Consider the following 24,195-nt stretch of genomic DNA (forward strand, 5'->3'; position numbering starts at 1 on the left):
ATCTTCCTTAATTAAATTAGTTCAGTATGTGGAGTGTTTCCTCAGTTCCATAAGTGCAGTTTTCACAAGTCACCTCTTCATGGATATAGAGGTTGTCGTGATCGGCCAAATGAGTAACAGTGAACTTGGCCCCACATTTAGGGCAACACTCAATCTGTTTTTTGACGTCCTCAATCTCACCAAAGTATCTGATGAAATTTTCGACTCTTAGGGATCTTTCCTTCATATCAAGCTCCTCGTCACATTCCATTTTACCTTATTTAAAAAAAATAAGCTTATTAAATGAGGTTATTTCCCAGAAATCAATAACTTACGTTCATAAAGAACCTATACAAGTAGTGTATAGCCTTATAATTACTACGGAGTTCGTTTGCCAAAAGTGCTTGAACACGTTAAAACGTGCTATTATTAATGAAACCAAGGGTTGGACCACACCTACCTCTGTATAAGGAACAAAAGGACTCACATGAAAAATATTGAAGCACTTAGAAATAGCCGCGAAGATATCCTTAATTGCCAAATCAAAGATGAAACAGGTTTAAATGACTTTCAAAAGACAGCTAATGAAGTTCATATCGCCATTCCAAAAGTTGGTATTGAAAGATTTCGCATCCCTCTAAATTTTGAGCACAGAGATGGAAGCGTTAGATCAACTGACGCACAAGCGTCGATGTTCGTATTTCTTGAAGCACATAAGACAGGTGCAAACATGTCTCGCTTCTGTAATATTCTTCAAGCGGAAGGCTTAGAGAAAAATGTTAACAATGAATTCTTTGCGACAGTACTTAGAAGATACCGTACAGATCTTCGCGACTACGATACTGAACCACTAATTCCACAGGCCCACCTAACTCTAGACTTTAACTACCCTGTTAAACAACAGTCACTAAAGTCAGGAAACTGGGGATGGCAATACTATAAAGTATCAATGGAAGGTGTTGAAGGACGCGATGGTATTCCTCTAATCAATCTAACAATGGAATATGAATACTCATCAACTTGTCCATGTTCTCTTTCAATGTCGAAGCAGTACGAAGAACAGTATAGAAATGGAGAGACAACTGAAGGAAGTGGTATTGCTTCTGCTCACTCACAAAGATCTGTAGCGACGATTACTGTAACTTATAAGGCAGAGTCAAAGTTTCACTTAGAAGATTTAGTAGATCTAATGAGAATTGCTCTTCCAACTGAAACTCAGTCTCTTGTTAAGAGACTTGATGAGCAAGCATTTGCTATTCTTAATGGCGATAATCCAATGTTTGTTGAGCACTCAACAAGACGTATCTCAGAAGTTCTAAACTCAGCAGAAGAGATTCTAGACTGGCAAGCAAAGGTTGAGCACTTAGAAAGTCTTCACAGCCACAATGCTGTTGGTTATATCAGAAAAGAAAATCCAAAAATTTAATCATAAAAACAAAGGCCTCTAAATAAGAGGCCTTTATATTTCAAAAAAAAATTAATTTTTTTTAAAACTTTTTAAATTTTAGTATTGACAAGTTAGAGTGAAATCCTTATTCTAACTCCACTTCAAATCGGAGGGCGATTAGCTCAGCTGGGAGAGCGCTACCCTTACAAGGTAGATGTCGGCAGTTCGATCCTGTCATCGCCCACCACTTTTTTTGTGGTACATTCAAAAGAAAAAAATCGGAACTCTACAGAGTTCTTTTTTTTTGCCTTTTTTCTTCCTTAAATATTCAGCCTCGAAAAATAGATAACCTCATTACTATCGACTTAGTATTTTTACAAAAACAAACTCAATACAATCCATTTGTCTTCTTTCGAGCCAATTTGTCATAAAGAATTTGTCACAATTGGACATTGTCGAACGAAATAACATTCAAACAGAGAAAAAATTTACGGCCAATAATAACTATTTTAATTTTTCCTCATCAAAACAACTAAAAAATATAGAAATTGATAAATCAATTTTTGATAACAAACTAACGGAGGAATTTATGAAAAAAATTATCGCACTTGCTGCTGCACTACTAAGCGTTTCATCTTTTGCACTATCTGCAAACGATTCATGGGATACAATCAGAGCTGAGGTAAAAGCTAACCCAAGCCTAGAAATCTCTTCAGGATACTCAGTATTTGTTGGTCGTATCGTAACTGCGTTTGATGTATGTGTTGACGGTGACAACTTTGTTACACTAAGCCAATACCCAATTTACGAAAGAAAGTGGATCGGTGGAAGTAAAGAAGGTGACAGATATAAAGACATCGTAGTTGGTTACGAAACACTAACTTTCCCAATCTCAAGAGAAGTAACAAGAAAAGTATGTCGTGGTAAAGAAGATAGAAACTGTAAAACAGTTACTTCAACTGAAACTCAACAAGTTGTTAGAGATATCACTGTTTCAAAAATCACTCGTGTTGCGGGACGTGACAGAGATGACAAGAAAGTTGAGCTTTTCTCAAAAACTTTCGAAATCCCAGCTTGTCTATAATTTCAAGTATATATAAAGTTTGAGGCCGAGTTTATGCTCGGCCTTTTTTATTTTCTACTGACATCCTCCTTGGATGACAGTTAAAAACCCTACTTCTACTGCCGTTGTCACAAAAAAAATAAATATCCTTTGTGTTTTTTAGACATCTTATTTCATCAAAAATATAACCTCTACATCAAAACAACTTAATTAATTAAAGGCTTCAAACTAAAACTGAATGTCTAATAAACCGGAGGAATTTATGAAAAAAATTATCGCACTTGCTGCTGCACTACTAAGCGTTTCATCTTTTGCACTATCTGCAAACGATTCATGGGATACAATCAAAGCTGAAGTATCTGCTGATTGGGATCTTTCATTCACTGGAACAGCTGTATTCGTTGGACGTCCAGTTAGCGCATTTGACGTATGTCTAGATGGTGACCAATTTGTTACTACTAGAGAATTCCCAATTTACGAAATCGTAAAAGTTGGTAAAGGTCACCCAGAAGCTGATGAAGATGGATATGCATCTGTAATCGTTGGTTACGAAATCCTTTCTTTCCCAACTACTTACACTTCATACAAAGAAGTTTGTAGAAATGATGACAAAAACTGTAAAAGAGTTGCTTATACTGTAAACCAAGATCTTGTTAAGAACGTATCTGTAAAAGAAGTTGTTAGAAGAAACGTTGGTAAAAACGATCGTACGATCGAGAAAACACTATTCTCTAAAGAATATGTAATCCCAGCTTGTAACTAATAAATTCAATAGCTTAAGTATTTCCCTAAGGTACTTAAGCTATACTTTTTATAGTATGAGTAGATAACGGCATCTACTCATGCTATTCAAGCCATCTATGGATAAAATGAACACTCCACAACTATCTCAAGCGCCTCTTGGGCCTATTGAGCAAGTAAGCTTAGACCTAGCTAAAAAGCTAGATGAGTATAAGAGCGTAAAAATTGGAGTTCGTCTTTTATCTGAAAAAACAGGAGTTAGTGAAAGAACACTCTATCGAATCCTGGCCAAAGAGAATAAGCCTACATATCAAACACTTTATAAAATCTATCGAGTCATTCACAACACAAGTAACGAGTCTCTCCTCTTAAATCTTGTTCCAGATGTTATTCGAAAGGAAATTGAAAAGTGTAATCCGAATAAAGTCTCAGAAAAAATACAGTATCACCAAGATATCGAAACTCAAATGAGTTACGATCGTACTTTTGCAGAGATTTATATACTGGCGGCATGTGCACCTATAACTAACGAATTAATTCAATATCGTTACGGAATGAGTGGCATGTTAACAGTGGAAAAGATGCTTGAAATGAAGGCCCTTAGAGTCACAAAGAGTGGTCACTATAGTCTAGGGGAAAACCAAGCTAATTTTAGTGCTAAGACCCTAAAGCGTATGGGTCTATCACTAGTAGAAAAATATAGTAAGGTACAGAATGCAGAATCATATGGTGAAAATATCATCGCATTCTTTGCAGAAGGCTTAAGTGAAGAAGCTTATGATCGATGGCTACAAGTAGATGCAAAGGCATTCGAAGAAAAAGTTGCAATTGCAAATGAAGACAAATCAAAAGGAACAAAGAGGGCCTTTACCTTTATGGTAACGGACACTTTGAATGAAAAATGAAAAATAATATGAAGAACAATATTAAGAAATTTATAGTAATAGTTTCGACTCTTTCGATTTACGCAGGAGTTGGAGGTGTTTCAGGTGGCCCTAAACCAACTAAAGACGACTTCTCAAAGCTTGGACCACAAACTTCGTGGCAAAAAATTATCGATGTCACAAAGAGAAATGATGACGTTAAGCTTGAAGGAACAACTGTTTTTGTATCAAGACCAGTTAGCGCTTTTGAGACATGTATTAATGGAGACGAAATTCAAACAACTAGAAAATTTCCTATCTATAAGACAAAATACGTTGGTAAAAATCAGATGGGAGCCGATAAAGATGGCTTTAAAACGGAACTAGTAGGAAGCAAGTACCTAACATATCCAATTAACTACAAAACACGCGAAAAGGTATGTAATAACCATGGTAAGCGCTGTCGTGAAGTAATGAAAGATGTATCTACTGAGACAATCAAAAACGTTAAAGTAAAGAAAGTAGTTGTCTATAAACCAAATAGTGATCGACCAAGAGAGGTCGAGCAAGACTCTTTTAACAAGGAATACATCATTCCATATTGCCAGTAAAATTCAGATTAAATAAATAAGAGGGCCGCTAATGCGGCCTTTCTTGTTTTATAAGAGATTGCTAAATCTCAACAAATTTGTCCATTTGTCATGATAAAGGCCACTAATTTGGACAATGTCGGACAAAATTCTCATGTGAATTAGAAAAAATTGTCACCTCATATCAATCAAATTAATTTCATTTCATCAAAACAACATAAAAAAGTATTGAAATTGATAAATCAATTTTTTGATAACAAACAAACGGAGGAATTTATGAAAAAAATTATCGCACTTGCTGCTGCACTACTAAGCGTTTCATCTTTTGCACTATCTGCAAATGATTCATGGGATACAATCAGAGCTGAAGTAAAAGCTAACCCAAGCCTAGAAATCTCTTCAGGATACTCAGTATTTGTTGGTCGTATCGTTACAGCATTTGATGTATGTGTTGACGGTGATAACTTCAATACACTAAGCCAGTACCCAATCTACGAAAGAAAGTGGATCGGTGGAAGCAAAGAAAGTGACAGATACGAAGATATCGTAGTTGGTTACGAGTACCTATCATTCCCAATCTCAAGAGAAGTAACAAGAAAAGTATGTCGTGGTAAAGAAGACAGAAACTGTAAAACAGTTACTTCAACTGAAACTCAACAAGTTGTTAGAGATATCACTGTTTCAAAAATCACTCGTGTTGCGGGACGTGACAGAGATGACAAGAAAGTTGAGCTTTTCTCAAAAACTTTCGAAATCCCAGCTTGTAACTAATTATAAGCCAGGGACTTGGTAAGCGTCTTTCCCTAAGGGACGCTTACTTTATAGAACGATTGGCCGAGGCATTGCTTCGGCCTTTGTAATTTTTACTGCTTAACTGCATAAAATTATGAATAGTGCTAAACTCGCCAAAAAATACTGAGGCATAATGAGAGAAGAGAACTCCAATATAATCAATGAGTTACCAAAGAAGGCATCCCCTACACTTGGTCTCAAAGAGCAAGTAGCTCTAGATTTAGAATCGCATCTAAAGCAATTTAGAAGTGAATCTATTGGTCTTCGTAAACTTTCTGAAAAATCTGGTATTCACCAAAGAACACTTAAGCGTCTTTTGGCCCAAGAAAATAGACCTGGTTATCAAACTCTTGTAAGACTTTATTCATGCTTAGTTGATAGTCCAAATGGTGGCCTTCTCTTAAAGAACCTTCCTGAAAAAGTTGCTAACGAAATTCAAAAGAAATCTCCTACTTCAACAGCAGGAAAACTTGAATATAGTGAAGAAGCTAACAAGGAAATGCTTTACGATAAAGTTTTTGCTGAAATCTATTGTCTGGCCTCGATGTCTCCTATAACTAGCGAATATATTCAATATCGTTATGGCTTAAGTGGAGCTGAAACTGCAGATCGTATGTTAGACCTTGGCGTTCTCAAGCTTACAAAGACAAATATGTTCACTACTGGTGACAAACAAATTGAATTCTCTCCGAAACTTGTAAAAAGACTTGGACTTAATTTAGTTGAAAAATATGTAAAAACTCAAGATGTCGATCTTGCAGAAAAGAACCTTATTGCATTCTATGCAGAAGGACTAAGTCCTGAAGGATATCGTGCATGGTTAAAAATCGATCAAGAAGCTTTTTACAAGAAGATTGAAGTAACAAAAAAAGAAGGCATGTTAGGTGATATAAAAACATTCACTTTCATGGCCACAGACACAATGAGAAAGGAATAAGGTTTTATAATGAAATCAATAATGACTATATTATTTCTGGCCCTTGCAATTAATGCATTCGCAGGAACAGGCGGAATTAGCGCATTTACTGGAAATAATGGTGGCGTTGATGCTGGTACAGGTGGAATTGTTGGCGGAGTTGATGATTTAAAAGATTTAAAACAATACGACTGGAAAACGATTAGAAAGTACGTTAAGAAAAACTACGATCTAGAGTTATATGGAGATATTGCTTATGTAGGAAGAAATATTTCTGTATTCGATGTTTGTATTAACAATGATCAAATTCAATCGATTTCAAAGTATCCAGTTTATAAAAGAGTTTGGCTTGGTGGAAGTAAAGAGTCTGATCGCTACAAAGATATCGTTGTAGGAAAAGAAATTCTAACTTACCCTCTAGAAGTCGAAAAAGAAGAGAAGATCTGTTACGGGCGTAAGGATAGAAACTGTCGAATGGTAAAGACTGTTCATAGGCAAAATCCTACTCCAGAGATCGCTCTAAAAAAAGAAGTTAGCCGCAACGGAAGACGCGGTGACAGAGAATACAAAGAGATATTCACAAAAAAATATGACATCCCATATTGTCAGTAGTGTGTGTTAAGCCTAGGCCCTTGCGCCTAGGCTTTTTTCCTGAGTAAGAATCTCTACTTTTATTTGCCCATTAGAAATTTTAAAACGAAGTCCTTTCTTAAACTTCCCTTTAACATTATCTCTTAACAATTCTTTTGTTAGCTCCGTATCACAGCGAAGATCACCAAGAGTACTAATTCCAATAGCATTTTCTGAAGTTACATTTATTTTAACTTCATTAATTTTCGAGAAAACAAATGGTAGTGATTCTATATAAGCAGCAACTTTAACAAGAATATTCTCATCACGAATTAAAATCAAAGCATCATCTTCAGCAAATAGATTTGCATCAAATTCAACACGAGTAAGGGCCATCTCTAATTTATTTAAAAGATTTCCTGCTTCAACTTGTCTTTCAACATATGCCAATTCATCAACAGCTGGCTTAATATTCTCTTTTAAATTCTCTAGCTGTTGTTGCTCATTTAATTGTCTAGTTTTTAAGTCTCTCGCCTGACTTCTAAGAATATCAATTGAACTAACAATCGACTTAGACTTCTCCAGTTCTTCATTATAGCTGATCTCAAGTTGGCTGCACTCATTCTTAAGACTTGAAATTTCTAGAGATAAACCTGTTAGTGTATTACGACTTTCTCTATTTGCATCTCGGATCTTAGAGATTTCCTCAGACAATTGATCTTTCTTTAGTAACAGTTCACCTTTAAACTTAGTTGAGTTCTCAATTCCCTCTTCAAGCATCTCTTTTTCAGATATAGCACTACTCAGTTTACTCTCAACTTCACCTAAAAGTGTTTTAGCTACATTTAGCTTATTTTGACGAGTTGAGTGTTCTTTAGTGACAAGCTCTTTTTCAGCTAATTCTTTCTGTAATATGTCTTGTTTTACTTTATGTTCTTCTTCAACAAGCTTAAGTTCATTAACACTTTGCTCGATTTCTGAGTTAAGCTTTACAATATCTGCTTTAGCAATTCGAGTATCATTTTCAAGCTTCTTTGCTTCCTCACTTAGCTGGACTTTGCGTAAGATATTTGATTCTAAATTCTCTTCAATTGTATTAATTTCTTTTTCTAAATCAGACAGTGATACTCTTAAAGAGTAGCAATCATTTTCAACTTTTGTTAATTCCTCATTGCTTACAATTTGCTGATTATTTAAGTCTTTATGTTGTTCCAATAGACTTAATCTAGACTTTTCTAATCTATCTAAAACTATGCCTTGGTCAACAATTGAACTCTCTAACTGCTTAATTGTTTTTTCATCACTTTCAATCATTGCTTCTATCGAAGAGATTTCAGCATGAAGTTTAGTAGATTTTTCTTGTCTCTGAGATACTTCCAAATTTAATGAAGATAGCTCATCATCAAGCTCTCTCTTTCTTGATAGGGCATTATTGTAAAGATTCGTTTCAGTTTCGATACCTGAATTAAGTTCACTCAACTCAATTTTCATATTCTCTACTAATGATACTTTCTTATTGGCCAATCGCTCATATTTCTTTCGTGAAGATGAGATGGCCTTAAGTCTATCCGTTTTACGAATAACACTGTCCTTAAGGTCTAAAGTTATGGCATCCATCTCTTTTATTTTCAATAGAGCATCGTCGTATGATGTTTGATTAGTTTTTATCTGAAAGTCTAACGCTTTAATCTGACTTTCAAATGTTGATATTTTCGAATCCAATGACTCAATCATTCTTACCGTTTTATTCAATTTATCACATAGACTCTCTGAAATATTATTTAGGCGTTGGTTTTCTTTAGCGAGTTCTTCAATTTCAAGTCCCTTGGCTTCAATTCGATTCTCACCAATTTGAATGCGCCCTTTAAGACTTCCAATTTTTAAAAGTAATTCATTATTAGTATCACTTAATGAATTCTCATCATCAGCAAGTTCTTTAATAAGATTATTTTGGGCTTCACAGTCAGAGTTTAATAACTCATATGCTGCTTGAGACTTTTCAATTTTCACATTTAAAAGTTCAATACTTTTTCTTAAATTATCGGCCTGATCTTGAAGTACTTGCTTTTGGTACTCTACATTTTTTTGCTCTAGACCAAGATCAATTAAAGTTTGTCTTGCTTCAACATCACGTCCATTTAATTCTTGAATCTCAAGACGAATCTCACTTAATTGAGAACTCCCCTCTTCAATTTGTTTTTGAAGCGTGATAATTTTCATCTCACGATTTTCATTATTAAGAATTGCTTTTTGTTTTTTAGTTAAAAGTTCTTCAACACTCGCATCTAAGCGGTCAACTTCGCTCTGATAATTTTGAACACTTTTTTCAAGCGCAAGAGATTGAGTAAGAACAGCATCATGTTCTTTCTTAGTTTTTTTATACTCTCTATCAAGACGATCTATTTCAATTAATGAAATACTTTCTTTTTCTCTAAGCTCATTTATCTGAGCTTCTAATTTCTCAGACTTTGTCGTATTTTCTTCGATCTTATCTTTAAAGTTTTGTGATTCAATTTTAAGAAGTTGAATATCCTGAATTAATTCTTGCTTCTTCTTTTCTCGAGAAGCTATTTCTGATTCGAGGCTAGCAACTATCTCGAGCTCACTCATCTCTTGTGTGCGTAGTGTTTCAGATTCTCTTTCTAGCTTTTTAATACTAGTTTCAACTGCAATAATATCTTGATTTATCTTTGCTTGCTTAGAAGAGATCATTTTAAGATCAAGAATCTGTAATTCTAAATCCTTTTCTAAATTTTGCTTATCTTGTCGAACATCTTTAACTTTAACTGATAATTCTTCTAGTCTTTGAGTTTCCTTATGCTTCTTTTCGACAACCTCTTGAGTTTTTTCAATAAGCTTACTAATTTCAGTATCTAGTTTTATTCTTTCTGATTCTAATTCTGAAATATTCATATCACATTTTTTAATTGTGTTACTATCTTCTTCAATGGACTGTCTTAATTTTGAAATACGCTTATTAGCTTCTTCAATCTCCACCTTCAAGTGAGTACGAGAATCTAGATGATAGGCTTTATCACCGTTAATAACTGATGCCTTATTCTTTAGTGCAAGCTCTTCACCTCTTAAATTACCTAACTCTACTCTAATGCGACCAAGTTCATCTAAGTTTGAGGAATGTGATTTATTAAGATTTGTAATCTTCTTTTTCAACTGAACAATTGAACTTAAAATGAGTTGTTTCTCTTCAACTAGTTCTTTTAAGTTCGATTCCTGGTTATCATTCAATTGTTGAATTTTTACAATTCTCTTTTCTAGGATTTCCTTATCAGCGTGCTCATCAGTTAAAGCACTCTGTAATCTCTTAAGCTCTACTTCAGTTTTTTGAAGCTTTATCTTTTGTAATTCAACTTCTTTTCTTAGAGATTTATTAATCTCTTCATACTCTCCAATTAGCTTCTTCTCTTCACTAACTTGAATATCTAAATTGGCCTGTGTTGTTTTAATATCAACAATAGAGTTTATTTGAGATTGGTTATTTTTAGTTTTACTTTTAAATAGATTCATAAGGTCCTCACTAACCTCTATTTTCTCATTAAAAGCCTTTAAAATAAGCATGTGGCAACTTTTGCGTTGACGCAGACCTAAGTAAAAATATGTTTCGAAGAATCAATAATTTCTCCTCAATCTCTGACAATAATGAACAAGTATACTTCTTGTCTTACCCAATATATGAGTGCATATTGATAGCATGATTTTCTTACTATACTTACTTGTTGGTGCATTTGTTGGAACTCTTTCTGGCCTTTTTGGTATCGGAGGAGGAGTTGTTATTGTCCCTACTCTCTTATTCTTATTTCAAAAACAAGGTTTCTCACCAGATATTAGAATGTATATGGCCCTAGGAACATCGCTTGCGACAATTGTTATCACTGCCGCCTCTTCAACACTTAGACACTATAATATGGGAAATCTACTTACTGATGTAACAAAGAGATTTATTTTACCAATTGTTGTCGGTATCAGTACTGGAGCTTATTTGGTCAATATAGTCGAGGCCCAAACACTTGAGCTCATCTTTATCTGCTACCTTTATCTTGTTTCATTAAAGATGATTTTTTATAAATCTAAAGTGGAAGAGCCAAAAGAAACTTCTAATATGCTTTTTAACTTTACTGGCTTTATTATTGGTCTCAAATCAGCAATCCTTGGAATTGGTGGTGGTACGATAAGTGTTCCATTTCTAACTTGGAGAGGCTACCAAATGAAAAATGCAGTTGCTATCTCGGCTTCAATTGGGGTTCCGATCGCTCTTTTTAGTACTTCATTTTATATTTATAACGGTCTTAGTAAACCTACTCCACAATACTCACTTGGCTATGTTTACTTACCGGCCTTCCTTGGGATCTCAATCGCAAGCTTCTTTTTTACTAAGCTTGGAGCAAGAATATCAAGTGTTGCCAACCAATCAATACTAAAAAAGCTCTTTGCTCTTCTCTTAATCGGAATAGCCCTGAAGAAGACATTGACTTATTTAGGTCACTAAACGTTTAAGCTCTTGTTAATCACTTGTTTTAAACTAATGAAAGATTCTGTTGATTGAATTTCTTTAATCATTTGAATCTTACCGATAAGAAACTCGTGAAAATGATTTATATCCTTAACGATGATCTTCACAATTAGAGCATAATCCCCTGTCGTATAATAAGCTTCAACGATTTCATCCATCTTCTCTAGCTTCTCAATAACCTTGTGAATATCACGTGCATTCACTAGGTGAAGGCCAAGTAAAACAACTACATTATGTCCTAATTTTGTATAATCGACCTTAATTGTACTTCCGACGATTACACCGGCCTCTCTTAGTTTTTCAACTCGTTGATGAATTGTACCGCCGGAAACCCCTATTTTCCTGGCCATTTCAAGAAATGGCATACGGGCATCCTTTTCCATCAATTTGATTATCTTCTTATCAATACTATCAATTTCATAATTATTGGCCATATCTCACCTCTAAAACTATCAATTTATCACCATTTTATAGTATTTATTAAATAACTCATAGTTTTACATGTTCAATATTGAGAATTTATTAAAAAAAGCCGAATATTACTAAAAATATGGAGGTTTTCATGTGCGGATTTAGTGTATTTACGGGAAAAGTTGAAGAAAAAGAATTTGAAGAGAAATTTGATCTAATCTCTCACCGAGGGCCAGATCAAAGAGCAATCCACAAGTTAACAGAAGGAACAATGGGCTTTCATCGTCTAGCAATTATGGACTTAAGTGAAGCCGGCTCACAACCTTTTATCTCAAAATCTAAAACACACCTTGTTTGTAATGGAGAAATCTACAATCACCGCACTTTAAGAACTGACTATATTGACCGCTATGACTTTAAGTCTGATTCAGACTGCGAAGTTATAATTCCAATATTTGAGGAGTATGGCATTGAAAAGCTTCTCACATCACTTGATGGGGAGTTTGCATTTGCAATTGAACAAGATGGTAAATTCTATGCTGGCCGTGATCCAATTGGTATCCGTCCCCTCTTCTATGGATATGGCCTTGAAGATGGAAAGATAGCATTTGCTAGTGAAGTAAAAGCACTACAAGGTCTATGTAAGGATATTAAACCTTTTCCTCCAGGACACTACTATGCTGATGGTGAATTTACTCCCTACTTTGAAGTTCGAAAAATTAAGTCTCGTGCAAAAGAAGATTTAGAACTTGTGTATCAAGGTATTCATGATCACTTAGTTGAAGGAGTAAAAAAACGCCTTGATGCAGATGCACCAGTAGGTTTCCTTCTTTCAGGCGGACTTGATTCGTCACTAGTATGTGCCATTGCGGCCAAACTTAGTGATCGACCTATTAAAACATTTGCCGTTGGAATTGACACAAACCCAATTGATTTAAAGTATGCACGAATTGTTGCAGACTACCTTGGCAGTGAACACCACGAAGTCATCTTTACAAAAGAAGAAGCCTTTGAGCATCTTGGAGAACTTGTTCACAAACTTGAAACATGGGATATCACGACAATTAGAGCATCAATGGGAATGTCTCTAGTTTGTAAATACATCAAAGAGAAAACTGATGTTAAGGTTGTCCTAACAGGAGAAGTTAGTGATGAGCTCTTTGGCTATAAGTATACTGACTTTGCACCAAGCCCATTAGAGTTTCAAAAAGAAGCACAAAAACGAGTTCACGAATTATATATTTACGATGTTTTAAGAGCTGATCGCTCGATTAGTTCTCACTCACTTGAGGCCCGTGTTCCTTTCAGTGATAAGGCCTTTATCGAGTACGTCATGGGAATCGCTCCTGAGCTTAAAATGAACTGGTCAGGAGAGGGTAAATACCTTCTTAGAAAAGCTTTTGATCATAGTGGTTATCTTCCTGATGAAATCCTATGGCGTGAAAAAGCGGCCTTCTCAGACGCTGTTGGGCACGATATGGTTGATTGGCTTAAGGCGCTTGCTGAAGAAAAATATAGTGAAGAAGAGCTATCAAAAGCGAGTGAAAAATATCCGTATGCAACTCCATTTACGAAAGAGTCTCTTATGTATCGTGACCTCTTTGAAGGGCACTTTCCAGGGCTTTGCGGCCTTATTACAGACTTTTGGATGCCTAATAAGGAATGGGAGAACTGCCAGGTTGATGATCCATCAGCTCGAGTTTTACCTAACTATGGAAATTCTGGTAATTGAGAAATAATCACCATATAAAAAACTAGGGTTACAAAGAAGAGCTTTATAAAAAGCAACTTCCAGTATTCCTAAGTTCTTACTTATAGAGTCATTATAACTATTAAACAATTCTTTAATTAGAGTATTTGTTCCTGAATAAAGAAAAATACTTTTTAAATAACTAAGTCTATCAGTAAACTTTTGAACTAATTTCATAGAGTATAATTCATTGAGAGAGTACACCTGAAGCTGCATCTCCAATCGACTTAAGAGTTCTTCATTATTTAGAGGCTTTACTTTTATTTTGAAATAAAAAACTGAGTCAATAGATAATAAGGCTTGAAACCACTCCAACTCACAAGATTCATCAAAATATGGATGCAGCAGCTGTTTGTTCTTAGCTTCAGCAACATATGTATCCTTTTCAGAGTTACACCATGAACAAGAGGGATACAGATTTGCAGGTAATACGGCAAGACAAGGAAAAAGAGATTTAGGTAAATAATGGTCTAATGAACTTACGATACAAATTCCACACACTGGGCATGTTTTACCAACTACACTATTCAAAATTATTAAATAGCAATTTCTTCTTGGTAATTCTTTTTTGACAAACTGGTCATTATATAACTTTTTCATTAGATCCTTATCAAATAGTACGTTTTTTTGATAAGTAAATAACTCTTTACTTCTTCCTAATTCTAAATATTTTCTCTCTATATTGTTTATATGCGGGGTATATTGTTCATATGTTGACTTGAACTTTACTGATTCATTTATACTTGTATTAAAACTATACTCATGACTTATATTTATTAAAGAAAGAGACTTCATTTGTTAATTAAAAGAGACATTAATATCCCTTTCCCTTCATCGCCAATATCATTATTTATGGTATCCATAATAGACTCATAATTATCATTTTCTTCAGATAGCTTTCTTAATAAACTATGATAACCTGACTCAATAACCTCTAGTCCAAATACCTCCCGAGTAAGGATACCTACATTTTCTGCAAATGGTTTAATATTCAATCGCTTAAATACTTGACTTCCCCCTTCTCTCTCAATTTGCCAAACACAGCTTGATGGAACCTCTTGCAAAACTACAGGTGAATGAGTAGAGATAATTGCTAAGCCATTCTTCTTCTTTAATAGGTTAGATAATGTCCTCATAAACGCAGCTAACAATGGAGGATGGAGATGTCCCTCTGGCTCATCTAAAATAACGAGAGACTTTTCACTAACCATCTCGACAAGTGAACTAATTGTTAAAATAATAATTTTATGTCCCGAGCTTAACCTATCGAACGCGGTACTCGCTTCAACAATGAAATCTTCTTTACTTCCGTTAAAATCAACAAGTCTTCCAATATTCACACTTTTGAATATTGGATCTGTTTCAAGATTTTTAATACATTCAATCCAAAGCTCTTTCTTACTATCATTAATAAGTTCAAATACTAAATCCGCAAACTCTGAGATTAAATCATCAGTATCTTTATTTACTTTCTCGAGTTTATTTTTAGTATGATTAAAGAAATCTTTTTTTAATCCAATATACTTATAAGCTATATTATTCACACTAGGAGCCGTGAGGCTAACAGGGTAATATTTATCGAAGGCACTAAACGACGAAACAACCAATGAAGCGATGTTAACATCATTTAAAAATAGTCCATTATCTGTGAGATTATATAGAATATTTGAAACCATTGAGTTCATTAAAAATGATTTCCCTACACCATTTCTCCCTATTAATACATGAATATTAGAACTAAGCTTAGAGTTAGGGTCAACGTGAAACTCTAAAATATTCATATCTTTATTGAAGCCTTTAGGCATAAATGAAAGTTCATATCCTGTAAACTTATCTCCACCATTTGCAATTCGATGAAACTGCTCTTTTACAGTATTTTCAAAAACATACCTTAGCAGAGATTTTTTTGTTACATTCTCATTTTTAACTTCTTCAAATATATTTAAATCAAATGCAACATCATTCATATTTCTAAAAAAAGAAATGATTTCGCTCGGACTTAATACATTTTTCAAATTATTATAGTATTCCTCAGACTGCCCTAATGAAAAGAGGTTCTCCGGTAACTGATTTAAAACAATGTTTTTTTCAATATTAACATTTCTATTTGTCTGGCCTTTCTCACCAAGCTTAAGTGTTCCTATATAATTAGTCTCTTTACTATGTGCTTTTTGTATATTTAATGAATACTCTACTTGAAACTCAAAGTTATCGTCCCACTTAGTATTAACGAGTATATACATATTCTCATCGTAAACATGTTTTTTATCAAAAAATGATTCCAAAATAATAAAATTCATAATATCTCATCAAGTGTTAACTATTTAAAACCACATTTATTGTATCAGAAACTAAATAAAACTCACCACTTATGTCATAGAATTTTATAGAAATTGCTTCTAACTAAATTATTAAAGAAGTACCTATCTACAAAAGAGATTAATAAATTCACAAAGTTTTATAAGAGAATATAGTTATACATATCATTCCAAATATTTTCGTAAAGAGTTAGCACTAATTGAAATATAAAAATAGATAGATACAACAGTATCCATCAGCGCGAGTTTTACCTAACTATGGTGCATCTGGAGAATAAAAAAACACCTCAAAAGAGGTGTTTTTTATTTATTAAGTTTTTCTAAGCTAACACAAATTAATCGATCGCCTTTTTTTGCCTCTTGGCACTCTCCACTTATAGATTTTTCTTTTACTTGATAAGTACAGGCTGAGTTCACTGACTTATCAAGGCAAGCTTTTAACCTAGAACGATAACCGAAATTCTTAGGTAAGCTAAAAGCATTACTAGTGGTCACTAGAGAAATAATAATTAAAAGCTTCTTATTCATATCAACTCCTATTCCACCTATTATACGCGATATTTCGCTATTTCTATAACTTCTTGAAATAAAAAAGGCCCCGCATAAGCAGGGCCAAATTTAACAAGTATTAATTTTTTTAATAGGAGGCAAGCAGCTTAGTTAGCTACTTCCATCCCTTTCCCAGAGTCAATAACCTTCAGCCCTACATGCTGCATGAACTTTTCTGGCTCAGATAGATTTAGAGCAAGCTTTAGTACATCCTCAACATGTGAAACAGGGTGAATTGATAGTCCTTGCTTGATTTCCGGTGGAATCTCAAGAAGGTCTTTCTTATTCTTTTCAGGAATAACAACTGTTTTTACTCCTGCTTGCTTAGCAGCTAGCATCTTCTCTTTTAGGCCACCAATTGGAAGAACACGTCCTCTAATTGTCACCTCACCTGTCATTGCAACATCTTGCCTTACAGGAATTCCAGAGATTGCTGAAGTAATCGCTGTAACCATTGTAATCCCCGCAGAAGGACCATCTTTAGGTGTTGCTCCTTCTGGTGCATGAATATGGATATCATGCTTATCAAACCACTCAGAATCAATTCCTAAGCGACCTGAAATTGAACGAACGTAGCTCATTGCTGCCTTCGCTGATTCAGTCATAACCTCACCTAGCTTACCAGTGATTTGGATACCACCTTTACCAGGAACTGCAATAACTTCGATATGTAGAAGACAGCCACCAACTGAAGTATAAGCTAGACCATTTACTAAACCTACTTCTGGTTGTTCTTCAATTACATTATCATCAAATTTAACTGGACCTAGATACTTTTGAACTAGTTTCGAAGTGATTGAGAACTTCTTACCTTTCTCAACATCTTTCGTAACAACGTCTGTAGCAATCTTTCTAGCAATTGTATTGAACTGTCTTTCAAGCCCACGTACACCAGCTTCTTTTGTATAACCACGAACAACTTCCATGATTGTGTTATCAGTAATTGTGTATTCGTAATCTTTAAGTCCGTTATCTTTCCATGCACGTGGTGCAAGGTACTTCTTAGCGATCTGAGTTTTTTCAATTGGAGTATAACCTGCAAGGTTAATGATCTCCATTCTATCTCTAAGTGGCCCAGGGATTTGTCCTAGATCATTTGCAGTCATAACAAACATTACTTTTGATAGATCGTATTCAACTTCAATATAGTGATCACCAAAGTTTTTATTTTGAGCTGGATCTAGAACTTCTAGCATTGCTGCTGCTGGATCCCCTCTCATATCAGATGTCATTTTATCAATTTCATCTAAAAGAATAACTGGATTTGATGTTCCTGCTTTCTTAAGTGCAGAGATGATTTTACCTGGCATTGCACCTACGTAAGTACGACGGTGTCCGCGAATTTCAGATTCATCTCTTACACCACCAAGTGAAACTCTTTCAAACTTTCTACCTAGTGATTCTGCAAGTGACTGACAAATTGATGTCTTACCAACACCTGGAGGACCTGCTAAACAAAGGATCGTTCCCTTTCCTTCTGCACCAACAAGACTTCTTACCGCAAGATATTCAAGAATTCTTTCTTTAACATCTTTCATTCCAAAGTGATGATCATCAAGAACAGTTCTTGCATGAGTTACATCATTGTTATCTTCTGTATACTCTCCCCATGGTAGAGAAAGCATCCAGTCAATATAGTTTCTCACAACCGCAGATTCTGCTGACATTGGAGACATTGACTTAAGTTTCTTAATCTCTTTTTGTACCTTAGTAACAGCTTCTTCAGGCATTACTTTCTTAGCTAGGCGCTCTTCCATTTCTTGAACTTCAGATTTCTCATCTTTTTGTCCAAGCTCTTTTTGAATAGCGTTCATTTGCTCATTTAGGTAGTACTCTTTCTGAGACTTTTCCATTTGAGACTTAACGCGAGTTCTGATTCTTCTCTCAACGTTAATGATCTCGATCTCTCCTTGCATTTTTTCAAGAAGAAGTTGAAGACGTGCTTCAATATCTACAGCTTCAAGAATTTCCTGTTTTTCAGGAATCTTCATTGAAAGGTGTGCAACGATAATATCAGCTAATCTTGATGGATCAGTGATCGATGAAATGCTCATAAGTAATTCTGGTGGAATTCTCTTATTAAGTTTCACGTACTGTTCAAATACATTTTTGATTGATCTTACTGTTGCTTCAATTTTTACTTGTTCAGGAACAGCTGGAACACACTTAGTTACATCTGCCCAGTAACCTTCAGTTCTTGCTTCAAATTCCTCGATTGTTGCTCTGTACTTCCCTTCAATAAGTACCTTTACAGTATTATCTGGGAGTCTAAGCATTTGAATGATATTTACAACAGTTCCTACGTTATAAACATCTTCACGATCTGGGTTTAGGATACTAGCATCCTTTTGCGTAACTAGAAAAAGCTCGTTACCATTTTTTGATGCTTCCTCAAGGGCGTTGATTGACTTCTCTCTTCCTACAAATAGTGGAACAACCATGTGTGGAAAAATAATCATGTCTCTTAGTGGAAGTAACGGTAGGCTCTTCGACTCAGTTGACTTCTTGTCTGACATAGCACCTCCTGCACTATTAATACTTGTCAAAAAAATTCTGGGAAAAGGAAAGATTGGAAGACTTCATGTCTAATCTCTAACCCTTTTATAAATTGTATCAAGAACCTATAAATATTTTGAAACTTTTTTTGGTCGGAATCTTATGCCCCTCAATAAATTCACAGTGCATAGGCCTATATTTACAACCACTTAAGTTATCCGACAAGAGAAGACCGGTTAGCTAAAATATTCTGACATTTGAAAACTAGTGTAATTTCTACACCGCTTAAACGAACAAGGGCCAGACAAAATGCCTGGCCCTCTTTACTTATTTATTAATTTTTAAATAATTAACTATTAAGCTGATTCGATATCTTTCTTAGCTTCTAAAGTTGAGCTAGCAGTTGATTTCGTGTCTTTTCTTGGACCCTCTTCAACGCGTGGTGATTCCTTACCTGCAATAGATGCAGCAGTAATCACAACTTTATTGGCCTTATCATTTGCTGGAACATCATACATTACTTCAAGCATTGTTTGCTCGATGATGGCACGAAGTCCACGCGCACCAGTTTTTCTCGTAAGAGCTGTTTGAGCAATTGCTTTCAGTGCTTCTTCTTCGAATTCTAGTTCGATTCCATCAAATTCAAATAGTTTTTGATATTGCTTAGTAATCGCATTCTTTGGTTCAGTTAGAATTGAAACAAGTGCTTCTTCATCTAGCTCTTCAAGAAGTGCGTTTACAGGAAGACGTCCAATGAATTCAGGAATAAGACCAAACTTTGTTAAGTCTTCTGCTTCAATACCACCAAGCTTTTGAATTACTGATTCTTCGGCTTCAACAGTTTGTTTTGCAACAAGCCCCATTGGTCTCTTCGTCATACGTTTTTCAATAATCTTATCAAGACCTACGAATGCACCAGCTACAACGAAAAGGATATTTTTCGTGTTAACTTGGATGAACTCTTGTTGAGGGTGCTTACGTCCACCTTTAGGTGGAACAGATGCGACAGTCCCTTCAACGAGCTTAAGTAGTGCTTGCTGAACACCTTCACCAGATACGTCTCTAGTGATTGATGGGTTTTCAGACTTACGTGCAATCTTATCGATTTCGTCAATATAAACAATTCCACGCTCTGCTCTTTCTACATCGTAGTCACATGCTTGAAGAAGGTTAAGAATAATATTCTCAACGTCTTCCCCTACGTAACCAGCTTCAGTAAGTGAAGTTGCATCAGCAATAGCAAATGGTACGTTTAGAAACTTTGCTAGTGATTGAGCGATAAGAGTTTTACCAGAACCAGTTGGACCAGCAAGTAGAATATTCGACTTTGCAAGTTCTACTGAGTCGTCTTTTCTTTTCGTATCACCGTGAGCAATTCTCTTATAGTGATTATGAACGGCTACAGAGATAATCTTTTTTGCACGATCTTGTCCAATTACATATTGGTCAAGGTGTAGCTTAATCTCGTGTGGCTTTGGAACATTATCAAGAGCGGCTTTAGAAACAGACTTAACCGTATCTTCGTAAATGATTTCATTACACAATTCAATACACTCATCACAGATATAAACACCAGGTCCTGCAATTAGCTTTTTAACTTCTTTTTGAGATTTCCCACAGAAGTTACAAGAAAGTGAACTATTGTATGATCCATCTTTTTTAGTCATTCATTGTCCTTTAGTTTTAATTCTAAAATAGAATTATATCTTACTTCTTATTTGATTCAATAACACCATCAATAATACCTAGCTCAATTGCATCTTGTGGAGATAGGTAATTGTCGCGGTCAGTTGCTGCAACAATTTTTTCCATCGTCATATCAACTGACGAGTGCTTAATATAGATACCATTTAGTTGGTCTTTTAGTGTTTGGATTTCATTTGCCTGGATCTGAATATCAGAACACTGCCCTTGAGCTCCACCTAGTGGTTGGTGAATCATAATACGAGAGTGTGGAAGTGAGTAACGGTGTCCCTTCTCTCCAGCAGTAAGAAGAAGTGATCCCATTGAAGCAGCAAGCCCTACACAGTAAGTATAAACTGGGCAAGATACGTGTTGCATAATATCGTAAATACCAAGTCCAGCATAAACGCTTCCACCTGGTGAATTGATATAGAAATGGATTGGATCTTCTGGGTTACTCTGCTCTAGAAACATCATCTGAGCAATAAGTAGGTTGGCAACTGTATCATTAACTTGTGTACCTAAGAATACAATTCGATCAAGAAGTAGTCTTGAATAAATGTCGTATTGTCTCTCACCTCTTGCCGTTTGCTCAATAACAATTGGGTTAGGTATATGTGCCTTTGGATCCATCATTTTTTCTCCCTAGATATATATTTGGACTCTTTTCCAATTAATTTGTCTAATGCATTCAGCATTTCGGTGGGTTGGGACTATTTCTTTAGATAAATATTTGCGATTTTCTGATTAAATTCCAGCTTAAGCAACTGAAATTATTTACCCTACTATTTCTATATTTAACAAAAAGATGAACAGATTTTAACATTGCAGGTCTTGAATTTCCCCCACCCCTGCGGTTTAATTTAGCGCAAGAATTTATAAACTATTCAATAGTTATACGCGCAGAAAACAGGAGAATATTATGACTGAAACAGTTTACCCAACATCATTAGTTTCAAAAGCAGCACCAGAATTCAAAGGTAATGCAGTAGTAAATGGTGAAATCAAAGAAATTTCACTTTCAGACTTCAAAGGAAAGTGGAAAGTTCTTTTCTTTTACCCACTAGACTTCACATTTGTATGTCCAACAGAAATCACAGCATTTTCTGACAAGATTCAACTTTTCAAAGACCTTAACACTGAAGTTATCGCTTGTTCTGTTGATTCAGCTTTCTCTCACCTAGCGTGGACTAAGCAGTCAAGAAATGAAGGTGGACTTGGTGATATCAACTTCCCAATCCTTGAAGACCTTACAAAAGAAGTAGCTAGATCATACGGTGCACTTATGCCATCTGGTGACGTTGCGTTTAGAGCAACTTATATCATTGATGACAACAACATCGTTCAACACGTTTCAATCAACAACCTATCAGTTGGTAGAAATGTTGAAGAAGTTGCAAGACTTGTAGACGGTTACCAATTTACAGCTAAGCACGGAGAAGTTTGTCCGGCAGGTTGGACTAAAGGTGCTGATACAATGAAGCCAGATCCAAAAGGATCACAAGAATATTTCAACAAGCTATAATTTTAGCTCGAAATATGAAGGCCCTCAAATGAGGGCCTTTTTTAATAATAAAATCCTACTCCGATTCCCAAGCGAGTGATACTCAATTGTCGATAATCATTTTTCAATTCATGACGTTTGGCAAAGATGTTGTACCACATATTCTCACTATACTTCTGACTGTAATTGATCTGATAACGTTGACCGCTTAAGCCTCTTTGCGAATTCACAGATTGAGAAAAGCTCAAATTAAGTACAAAAGGTGTAATTATCTTTTGAGCAAATGTTAGTCCTAAGGTGCCATAATAGATGCGCTTAACCTCAGTATCTAGAGATTCACCATCCAAGAATTTACTTGAGTTATAAAGATTGAAGACTTCGTAATCAACACCACCAAAAAAACCTGTCGAATTGCGATGTGTATAAGACTTATGAGCATAAAAACTTGCTCCAAGCTCTGGTTTAAGCTTTAAATTATTTGAAAAACTACTTCCACTATCACTCTCAATTTCTGAGGCAACAAGATATGAAATACTACCAAGGGCGACAAGTGAGAGCTTCTCAATTGATACAGGAAAATACGAAATCCCTGCTGTTAATGTCATTGGTGAATTCTTTTGTGTTTTTAAAACTCGATTAGATGTTTTTTCTTTAAACATTCCAAGAGAAGCAGAGGTTTGAATAAAGTAGTTATGGTTGTCCCCTTTAGACTTTAAGAAGAAGTCCAAGCTCTTTCCATATACTTGGTTCGTATTTAAACCAATGTAAAAAATAATGAGTGATCTAAAAATTCTCTTTTTCACGGCCCTAATATTACCAGAGAAACACCTTAAATTTGAGAGAGGAAAAATACGCTGATAACTAATGCATATTGAATCAAATTAGGATATTCTTAACGTAATTTTTTTACAGTTATGCTAGGAGATAAAATGGAATTCATTGATCAGATCATGCTCTATATCAACACTCACGTGCACATGGCGCCATTTATAATTTTTGGACTACTCCTCTTAGCAGGCTTTAACATTCCAATTTCTGAAGATGTAATGTTATTTACTTCGGCCATTTTAGCGGCCAAGAACCCAGACTACCTATACCCACTTTTCTTTGGGGTATTTCTTGGAGCATATCTTTCAGATTTAATTTGTTACGGATTTATTGGACGCTACTTAGGCCCGAAAATTTTTAAAATTAAATTCTTTGCCTCAATGGTTACGCCAGAGCGCCTTGATATGGTTAATGCCTTCTTTAAAAAGTATGGTGTATTCACATTAATTTTTGGTCGTTTTGTTCCATTTGGATTTAGAAATGCACTCTTCCTATCAGCGGGTCTAGGACGCATGAATGCTTGGAAATTTGCCCTGTCAGACCTGCTGGCAGCAACAGTATCATGTGTTGTTTACTTCACTGTTTATTATAAATTTGGTGAGACAGCTATTGAGTATATCAAGAAGAGCAATTACGTTATCGGTGCAGTAGCACTTGCTGTAATTCTTGGTGTAATCGTCTCAAAATGGAAGAAAAAGAACGTAAACGCCTAAAATCATTAAAGTCAGAAAAAATTACAAGGCCCGTCAATTACAGTTTACAGCACGGGCCTCTTCCTCCATAATCCCGCTTGTTCACAAAAGTTGTGAAAAAAAATGAACAGTATTTGATTATTGGAGTACCGCTAAATGTTAAATTCAATCACGCAAAATAAAGTTATCAGTTTCAACGCATTTAAGAGCGAAAGAGCTAGCCGTTGTGAAAGTACTGTTCAAAGAGATTATTTCTCTAAGCTAGACTTCTCTGCCCTAATCAATGAGACAAACTCTCTTGTTGCAGAAATCAACAGTGACGACGTTATTAATAACGAATTATTAATTAAAGTAGATCAGCTAACAGCTGAATTTAAAAGCCGCATCCTTGATAATGAATCGCCTATCGACAAATATCTTTTAGCGACAATCAAGGATCTTAAGTATTCGATAAAAGCAAAACTATAGTTTTGTTCTTTATATTCTTCTCTTTTTATTTTTTGTTTTTTTGTTTTAAGGCCCGTCATAAGATGGG

General features: G+C 35.2%; 23 protein-coding genes and 1 tRNA gene. 15 read left to right on the plus strand and 9 right to left on the minus strand.

Annotation, left to right across the window (positions count from 1 at the left end):
• Positions 1-16: 16 nt before the first annotated feature.
• On the minus strand, positions 17-226 hold the full coding sequence (locus tag ABMA70_RS05630) for a hypothetical protein (RefSeq protein ID WP_021266029.1): 210 nt from the start codon (positions 224-226) through the stop codon (positions 17-19).
• Positions 227-466: 240 nt separating this feature from the next.
• Here ABMA70_RS05630 and folE2 point away from each other — a divergent pair, with 240 nt between their 5' ends.
• The 11 genes from folE2 to ABMA70_RS05685 all read left to right on the plus strand — a co-directional run bounded on the left by folE2 (position 467) and on the right by ABMA70_RS05685 (position 11,405).
• A complete protein-coding gene (gene folE2 / locus ABMA70_RS05635; RefSeq protein ID WP_392991047.1) occupies positions 467-1,405 on the plus strand; it encodes a GTP cyclohydrolase FolE2 in 939 nt (312 codons plus the stop codon).
• A gap of 132 nt (positions 1,406-1,537) precedes the next feature.
• A tRNA-Val gene (locus tag ABMA70_RS05640) sits at positions 1,538-1,613 on the plus strand.
• Between the two features lie 342 nt (positions 1,614-1,955).
• Positions 1,956-2,450: a hypothetical protein gene (locus ABMA70_RS05645; protein WP_146037747.1), complete on the plus strand. Its 495-nt coding sequence runs from the start codon at positions 1,956-1,958 to the stop codon at positions 2,448-2,450.
• Positions 2,451-2,691: 241 nt separating this feature from the next.
• Complete coding sequence (locus ABMA70_RS05650; RefSeq protein ID WP_103216501.1) at positions 2,692-3,192, plus strand: hypothetical protein; 501 nt, start codon at positions 2,692-2,694, stop codon at positions 3,190-3,192.
• 97 nt (positions 3,193-3,289) lie between these two features.
• A complete protein-coding gene (locus tag ABMA70_RS05655) occupies positions 3,290-4,075 on the plus strand; it encodes a hypothetical protein (protein ID WP_146037746.1) in 786 nt (261 codons plus the stop codon).
• 8 nt (positions 4,076-4,083) lie between these two features.
• On the plus strand, positions 4,084-4,644 hold the full coding sequence (locus ABMA70_RS05660; protein ID WP_392991044.1) for a hypothetical protein: 561 nt from the start codon (positions 4,084-4,086) through the stop codon (positions 4,642-4,644).
• 255 nt (positions 4,645-4,899) lie between these two features.
• Positions 4,900-5,394: a hypothetical protein gene (locus ABMA70_RS05665; RefSeq protein ID WP_103216498.1), complete on the plus strand. Its 495-nt coding sequence runs from the start codon at positions 4,900-4,902 to the stop codon at positions 5,392-5,394.
• A 154-nt stretch (positions 5,395-5,548) separates the two neighbouring features.
• A complete protein-coding gene (locus ABMA70_RS05670) occupies positions 5,549-6,352 on the plus strand; it encodes a hypothetical protein (RefSeq protein WP_103216497.1) in 804 nt (267 codons plus the stop codon).
• Between the two features lie 21 nt (positions 6,353-6,373).
• Entirely contained in the window at positions 6,374-6,943 is a 570-nt protein-coding gene (locus ABMA70_RS05675; RefSeq protein ID WP_103216496.1) for a hypothetical protein, read from the plus strand.
• A 2,750-nt stretch (positions 6,944-9,693) separates the two neighbouring features.
• Positions 9,694-9,756 (plus strand): CRISPR-associated protein Cas5, encoded by a 63-nt coding sequence (cas5, locus tag ABMA70_RS05680; RefSeq protein WP_393022204.1) that lies wholly within the window; start codon positions 9,694-9,696, stop codon positions 9,754-9,756.
• An 854-nt stretch (positions 9,757-10,610) separates the two neighbouring features.
• Positions 10,611-11,405, plus strand: a complete 795-nt coding sequence (locus tag ABMA70_RS05685) for a sulfite exporter TauE/SafE family protein (RefSeq protein WP_392991042.1) — start codon at positions 10,611-10,613, stop codon at positions 11,403-11,405.
• Here ABMA70_RS05685 and ABMA70_RS05690 read toward each other — a convergent pair.
• Positions 11,402-11,863: an Lrp/AsnC ligand binding domain-containing protein gene (locus tag ABMA70_RS05690; protein ID WP_103216493.1), complete on the minus strand. Its 462-nt coding sequence runs from the start codon at positions 11,861-11,863 to the stop codon at positions 11,402-11,404. The genes ABMA70_RS05685 and ABMA70_RS05690 overlap by 4 nt on opposite strands.
• Positions 11,864-11,991: 128 nt before the next feature.
• Between ABMA70_RS05690 and asnB the strand changes: the two genes are divergently transcribed.
• Positions 11,992-13,572: an asparagine synthase B gene (gene asnB / locus ABMA70_RS05695; RefSeq protein WP_392991040.1), complete on the plus strand. Its 1,581-nt coding sequence runs from the start codon at positions 11,992-11,994 to the stop codon at positions 13,570-13,572.
• Here asnB and ABMA70_RS05700 read toward each other — a convergent pair.
• The 6 genes from ABMA70_RS05700 to ABMA70_RS05725 form a co-directional block, all read right to left on the minus strand.
• A complete protein-coding gene (locus tag ABMA70_RS05700; RefSeq protein ID WP_392991038.1) occupies positions 13,543-14,385 on the minus strand; it encodes a hypothetical protein in 843 nt (280 codons plus the stop codon). The genes asnB and ABMA70_RS05700 overlap by 30 nt on opposite strands.
• Positions 14,382-15,890, minus strand: a complete 1,509-nt coding sequence (locus ABMA70_RS05705) for an ATP-dependent endonuclease (protein ID WP_392991036.1) — start codon at positions 15,888-15,890, stop codon at positions 14,382-14,384. Before ABMA70_RS05705 ends, ABMA70_RS05700 begins: the two co-directional genes overlap by 4 nt.
• A gap of 321 nt (positions 15,891-16,211) precedes the next feature.
• Complete coding sequence (locus ABMA70_RS05710) at positions 16,212-16,436, minus strand: hypothetical protein (protein WP_392991034.1); 225 nt, start codon at positions 16,434-16,436, stop codon at positions 16,212-16,214.
• A gap of 128 nt (positions 16,437-16,564) precedes the next feature.
• A complete protein-coding gene (gene lon, locus ABMA70_RS05715; protein ID WP_103216490.1) occupies positions 16,565-18,973 on the minus strand; it encodes an endopeptidase La in 2,409 nt (802 codons plus the stop codon).
• Between the two features lie 336 nt (positions 18,974-19,309).
• A complete protein-coding gene (gene clpX / locus ABMA70_RS05720; RefSeq protein ID WP_103216489.1) occupies positions 19,310-20,620 on the minus strand; it encodes an ATP-dependent Clp protease ATP-binding subunit ClpX in 1,311 nt (436 codons plus the stop codon).
• A 40-nt stretch (positions 20,621-20,660) separates the two neighbouring features.
• Positions 20,661-21,272 (minus strand): ATP-dependent Clp protease proteolytic subunit, encoded by a 612-nt coding sequence (locus ABMA70_RS05725; RefSeq protein WP_021266245.1) that lies wholly within the window; start codon positions 21,270-21,272, stop codon positions 20,661-20,663.
• 286 nt (positions 21,273-21,558) lie between these two features.
• On the opposite strand from ABMA70_RS05725, the gene ABMA70_RS05730 reads away from it, so the two are divergent.
• A complete protein-coding gene (locus ABMA70_RS05730; RefSeq protein ID WP_103216488.1) occupies positions 21,559-22,161 on the plus strand; it encodes a peroxiredoxin in 603 nt (200 codons plus the stop codon).
• A gap of 41 nt (positions 22,162-22,202) precedes the next feature.
• On the opposite strand, the gene ABMA70_RS05735 is transcribed toward ABMA70_RS05730, so the two are convergent.
• Positions 22,203-22,943, minus strand: coding sequence for a hypothetical protein (locus tag ABMA70_RS05735; RefSeq protein ID WP_392991031.1), 741 nt, complete (start codon positions 22,941-22,943; stop codon positions 22,203-22,205).
• Positions 22,944-23,069: 126 nt separating this feature from the next.
• On the opposite strand from ABMA70_RS05735, the gene ABMA70_RS05740 reads away from it, so the two are divergent.
• Positions 23,070-23,681: a DedA family protein gene (locus tag ABMA70_RS05740; RefSeq protein ID WP_233189674.1), complete on the plus strand. Its 612-nt coding sequence runs from the start codon at positions 23,070-23,072 to the stop codon at positions 23,679-23,681.
• Positions 23,682-23,816: 135 nt separating this feature from the next.
• Positions 23,817-24,128 (plus strand): hypothetical protein, encoded by a 312-nt coding sequence (locus ABMA70_RS05745; protein WP_103216486.1) that lies wholly within the window; start codon positions 23,817-23,819, stop codon positions 24,126-24,128.
• Positions 24,129-24,195 lie beyond the last annotated feature (67 nt).

The sequence above is a fragment of the Halobacteriovorax sp. XZX-3 genome, from assembly GCF_043196495.1.
Classification (GTDB): Bacteria; Bdellovibrionota; Bacteriovoracia; order Bacteriovoracales; family Bacteriovoracaceae; genus Halobacteriovorax_A.

Bases quoted from the DNA above. Each gene is read 5' to 3' on its own strand.
- ABMA70_RS05665 (WP_103216498.1), top strand. From the start codon at position 4,900: ATGAAAAAAATTATCGCACTTGCTGCTGCACTACTAAGCGTTTCATCT.
- ABMA70_RS05630 (WP_021266029.1), bottom strand. From the start codon at position 226: ATGAAGGAAAGATCCCTAAGAGTCGAAAATTTCATCAGATACTTTGGT.
- ABMA70_RS05705 (WP_392991036.1), bottom strand. From the start codon at position 15,890: ATGAATTTTATTATTTTGGAATCATTTTTTGATAAAAAACATGTTTAC.
- asnB (WP_392991040.1), top strand. From the start codon at position 11,992: ATGTGCGGATTTAGTGTATTTACGGGAAAAGTTGAAGAAAAAGAATTT.
- ABMA70_RS05675 (WP_103216496.1), top strand. From the start codon at position 6,374: ATGACTATATTATTTCTGGCCCTTGCAATTAATGCATTCGCAGGAACA.
- ABMA70_RS05650 (WP_103216501.1), top strand. From the start codon at position 2,692: ATGAAAAAAATTATCGCACTTGCTGCTGCACTACTAAGCGTTTCATCT.
- ABMA70_RS05690 (WP_103216493.1), bottom strand. From the start codon at position 11,863: ATGGCCAATAATTATGAAATTGATAGTATTGATAAGAAGATAATCAAA.
- ABMA70_RS05685 (WP_392991042.1), top strand. From the start codon at position 10,611: ATGATTTTCTTACTATACTTACTTGTTGGTGCATTTGTTGGAACTCTT.
- lon (WP_103216490.1), bottom strand. From the start codon at position 18,973: ATGTCAGACAAGAAGTCAACTGAGTCGAAGAGCCTACCGTTACTTCCA.
- ABMA70_RS05655 (WP_146037746.1), top strand. From the start codon at position 3,290: ATGGATAAAATGAACACTCCACAACTATCTCAAGCGCCTCTTGGGCCT.
- ABMA70_RS05745 (WP_103216486.1), top strand. From the start codon at position 23,817: ATGTTAAATTCAATCACGCAAAATAAAGTTATCAGTTTCAACGCATTT.
- ABMA70_RS05660 (WP_392991044.1), top strand. From the start codon at position 4,084: ATGAAGAACAATATTAAGAAATTTATAGTAATAGTTTCGACTCTTTCG.
- ABMA70_RS05670 (WP_103216497.1), top strand. From the start codon at position 5,549: ATGAGAGAAGAGAACTCCAATATAATCAATGAGTTACCAAAGAAGGCA.
- folE2 (WP_392991047.1), top strand. From the start codon at position 467: ATGAAAAATATTGAAGCACTTAGAAATAGCCGCGAAGATATCCTTAAT.
- ABMA70_RS05740 (WP_233189674.1), top strand. From the start codon at position 23,070: ATGGAATTCATTGATCAGATCATGCTCTATATCAACACTCACGTGCAC.
- ABMA70_RS05710 (WP_392991034.1), bottom strand. From the start codon at position 16,436: ATGAATAAGAAGCTTTTAATTATTATTTCTCTAGTGACCACTAGTAAT.
- ABMA70_RS05700 (WP_392991038.1), bottom strand. From the start codon at position 14,385: ATGAAGTCTCTTTCTTTAATAAATATAAGTCATGAGTATAGTTTTAAT.
- clpX (WP_103216489.1), bottom strand. From the start codon at position 20,620: ATGACTAAAAAAGATGGATCATACAATAGTTCACTTTCTTGTAACTTC.
- ABMA70_RS05730 (WP_103216488.1), top strand. From the start codon at position 21,559: ATGACTGAAACAGTTTACCCAACATCATTAGTTTCAAAAGCAGCACCA.
- ABMA70_RS05645 (WP_146037747.1), top strand. From the start codon at position 1,956: ATGAAAAAAATTATCGCACTTGCTGCTGCACTACTAAGCGTTTCATCT.
- ABMA70_RS05725 (WP_021266245.1), bottom strand. From the start codon at position 21,272: ATGATGGATCCAAAGGCACATATACCTAACCCAATTGTTATTGAGCAA.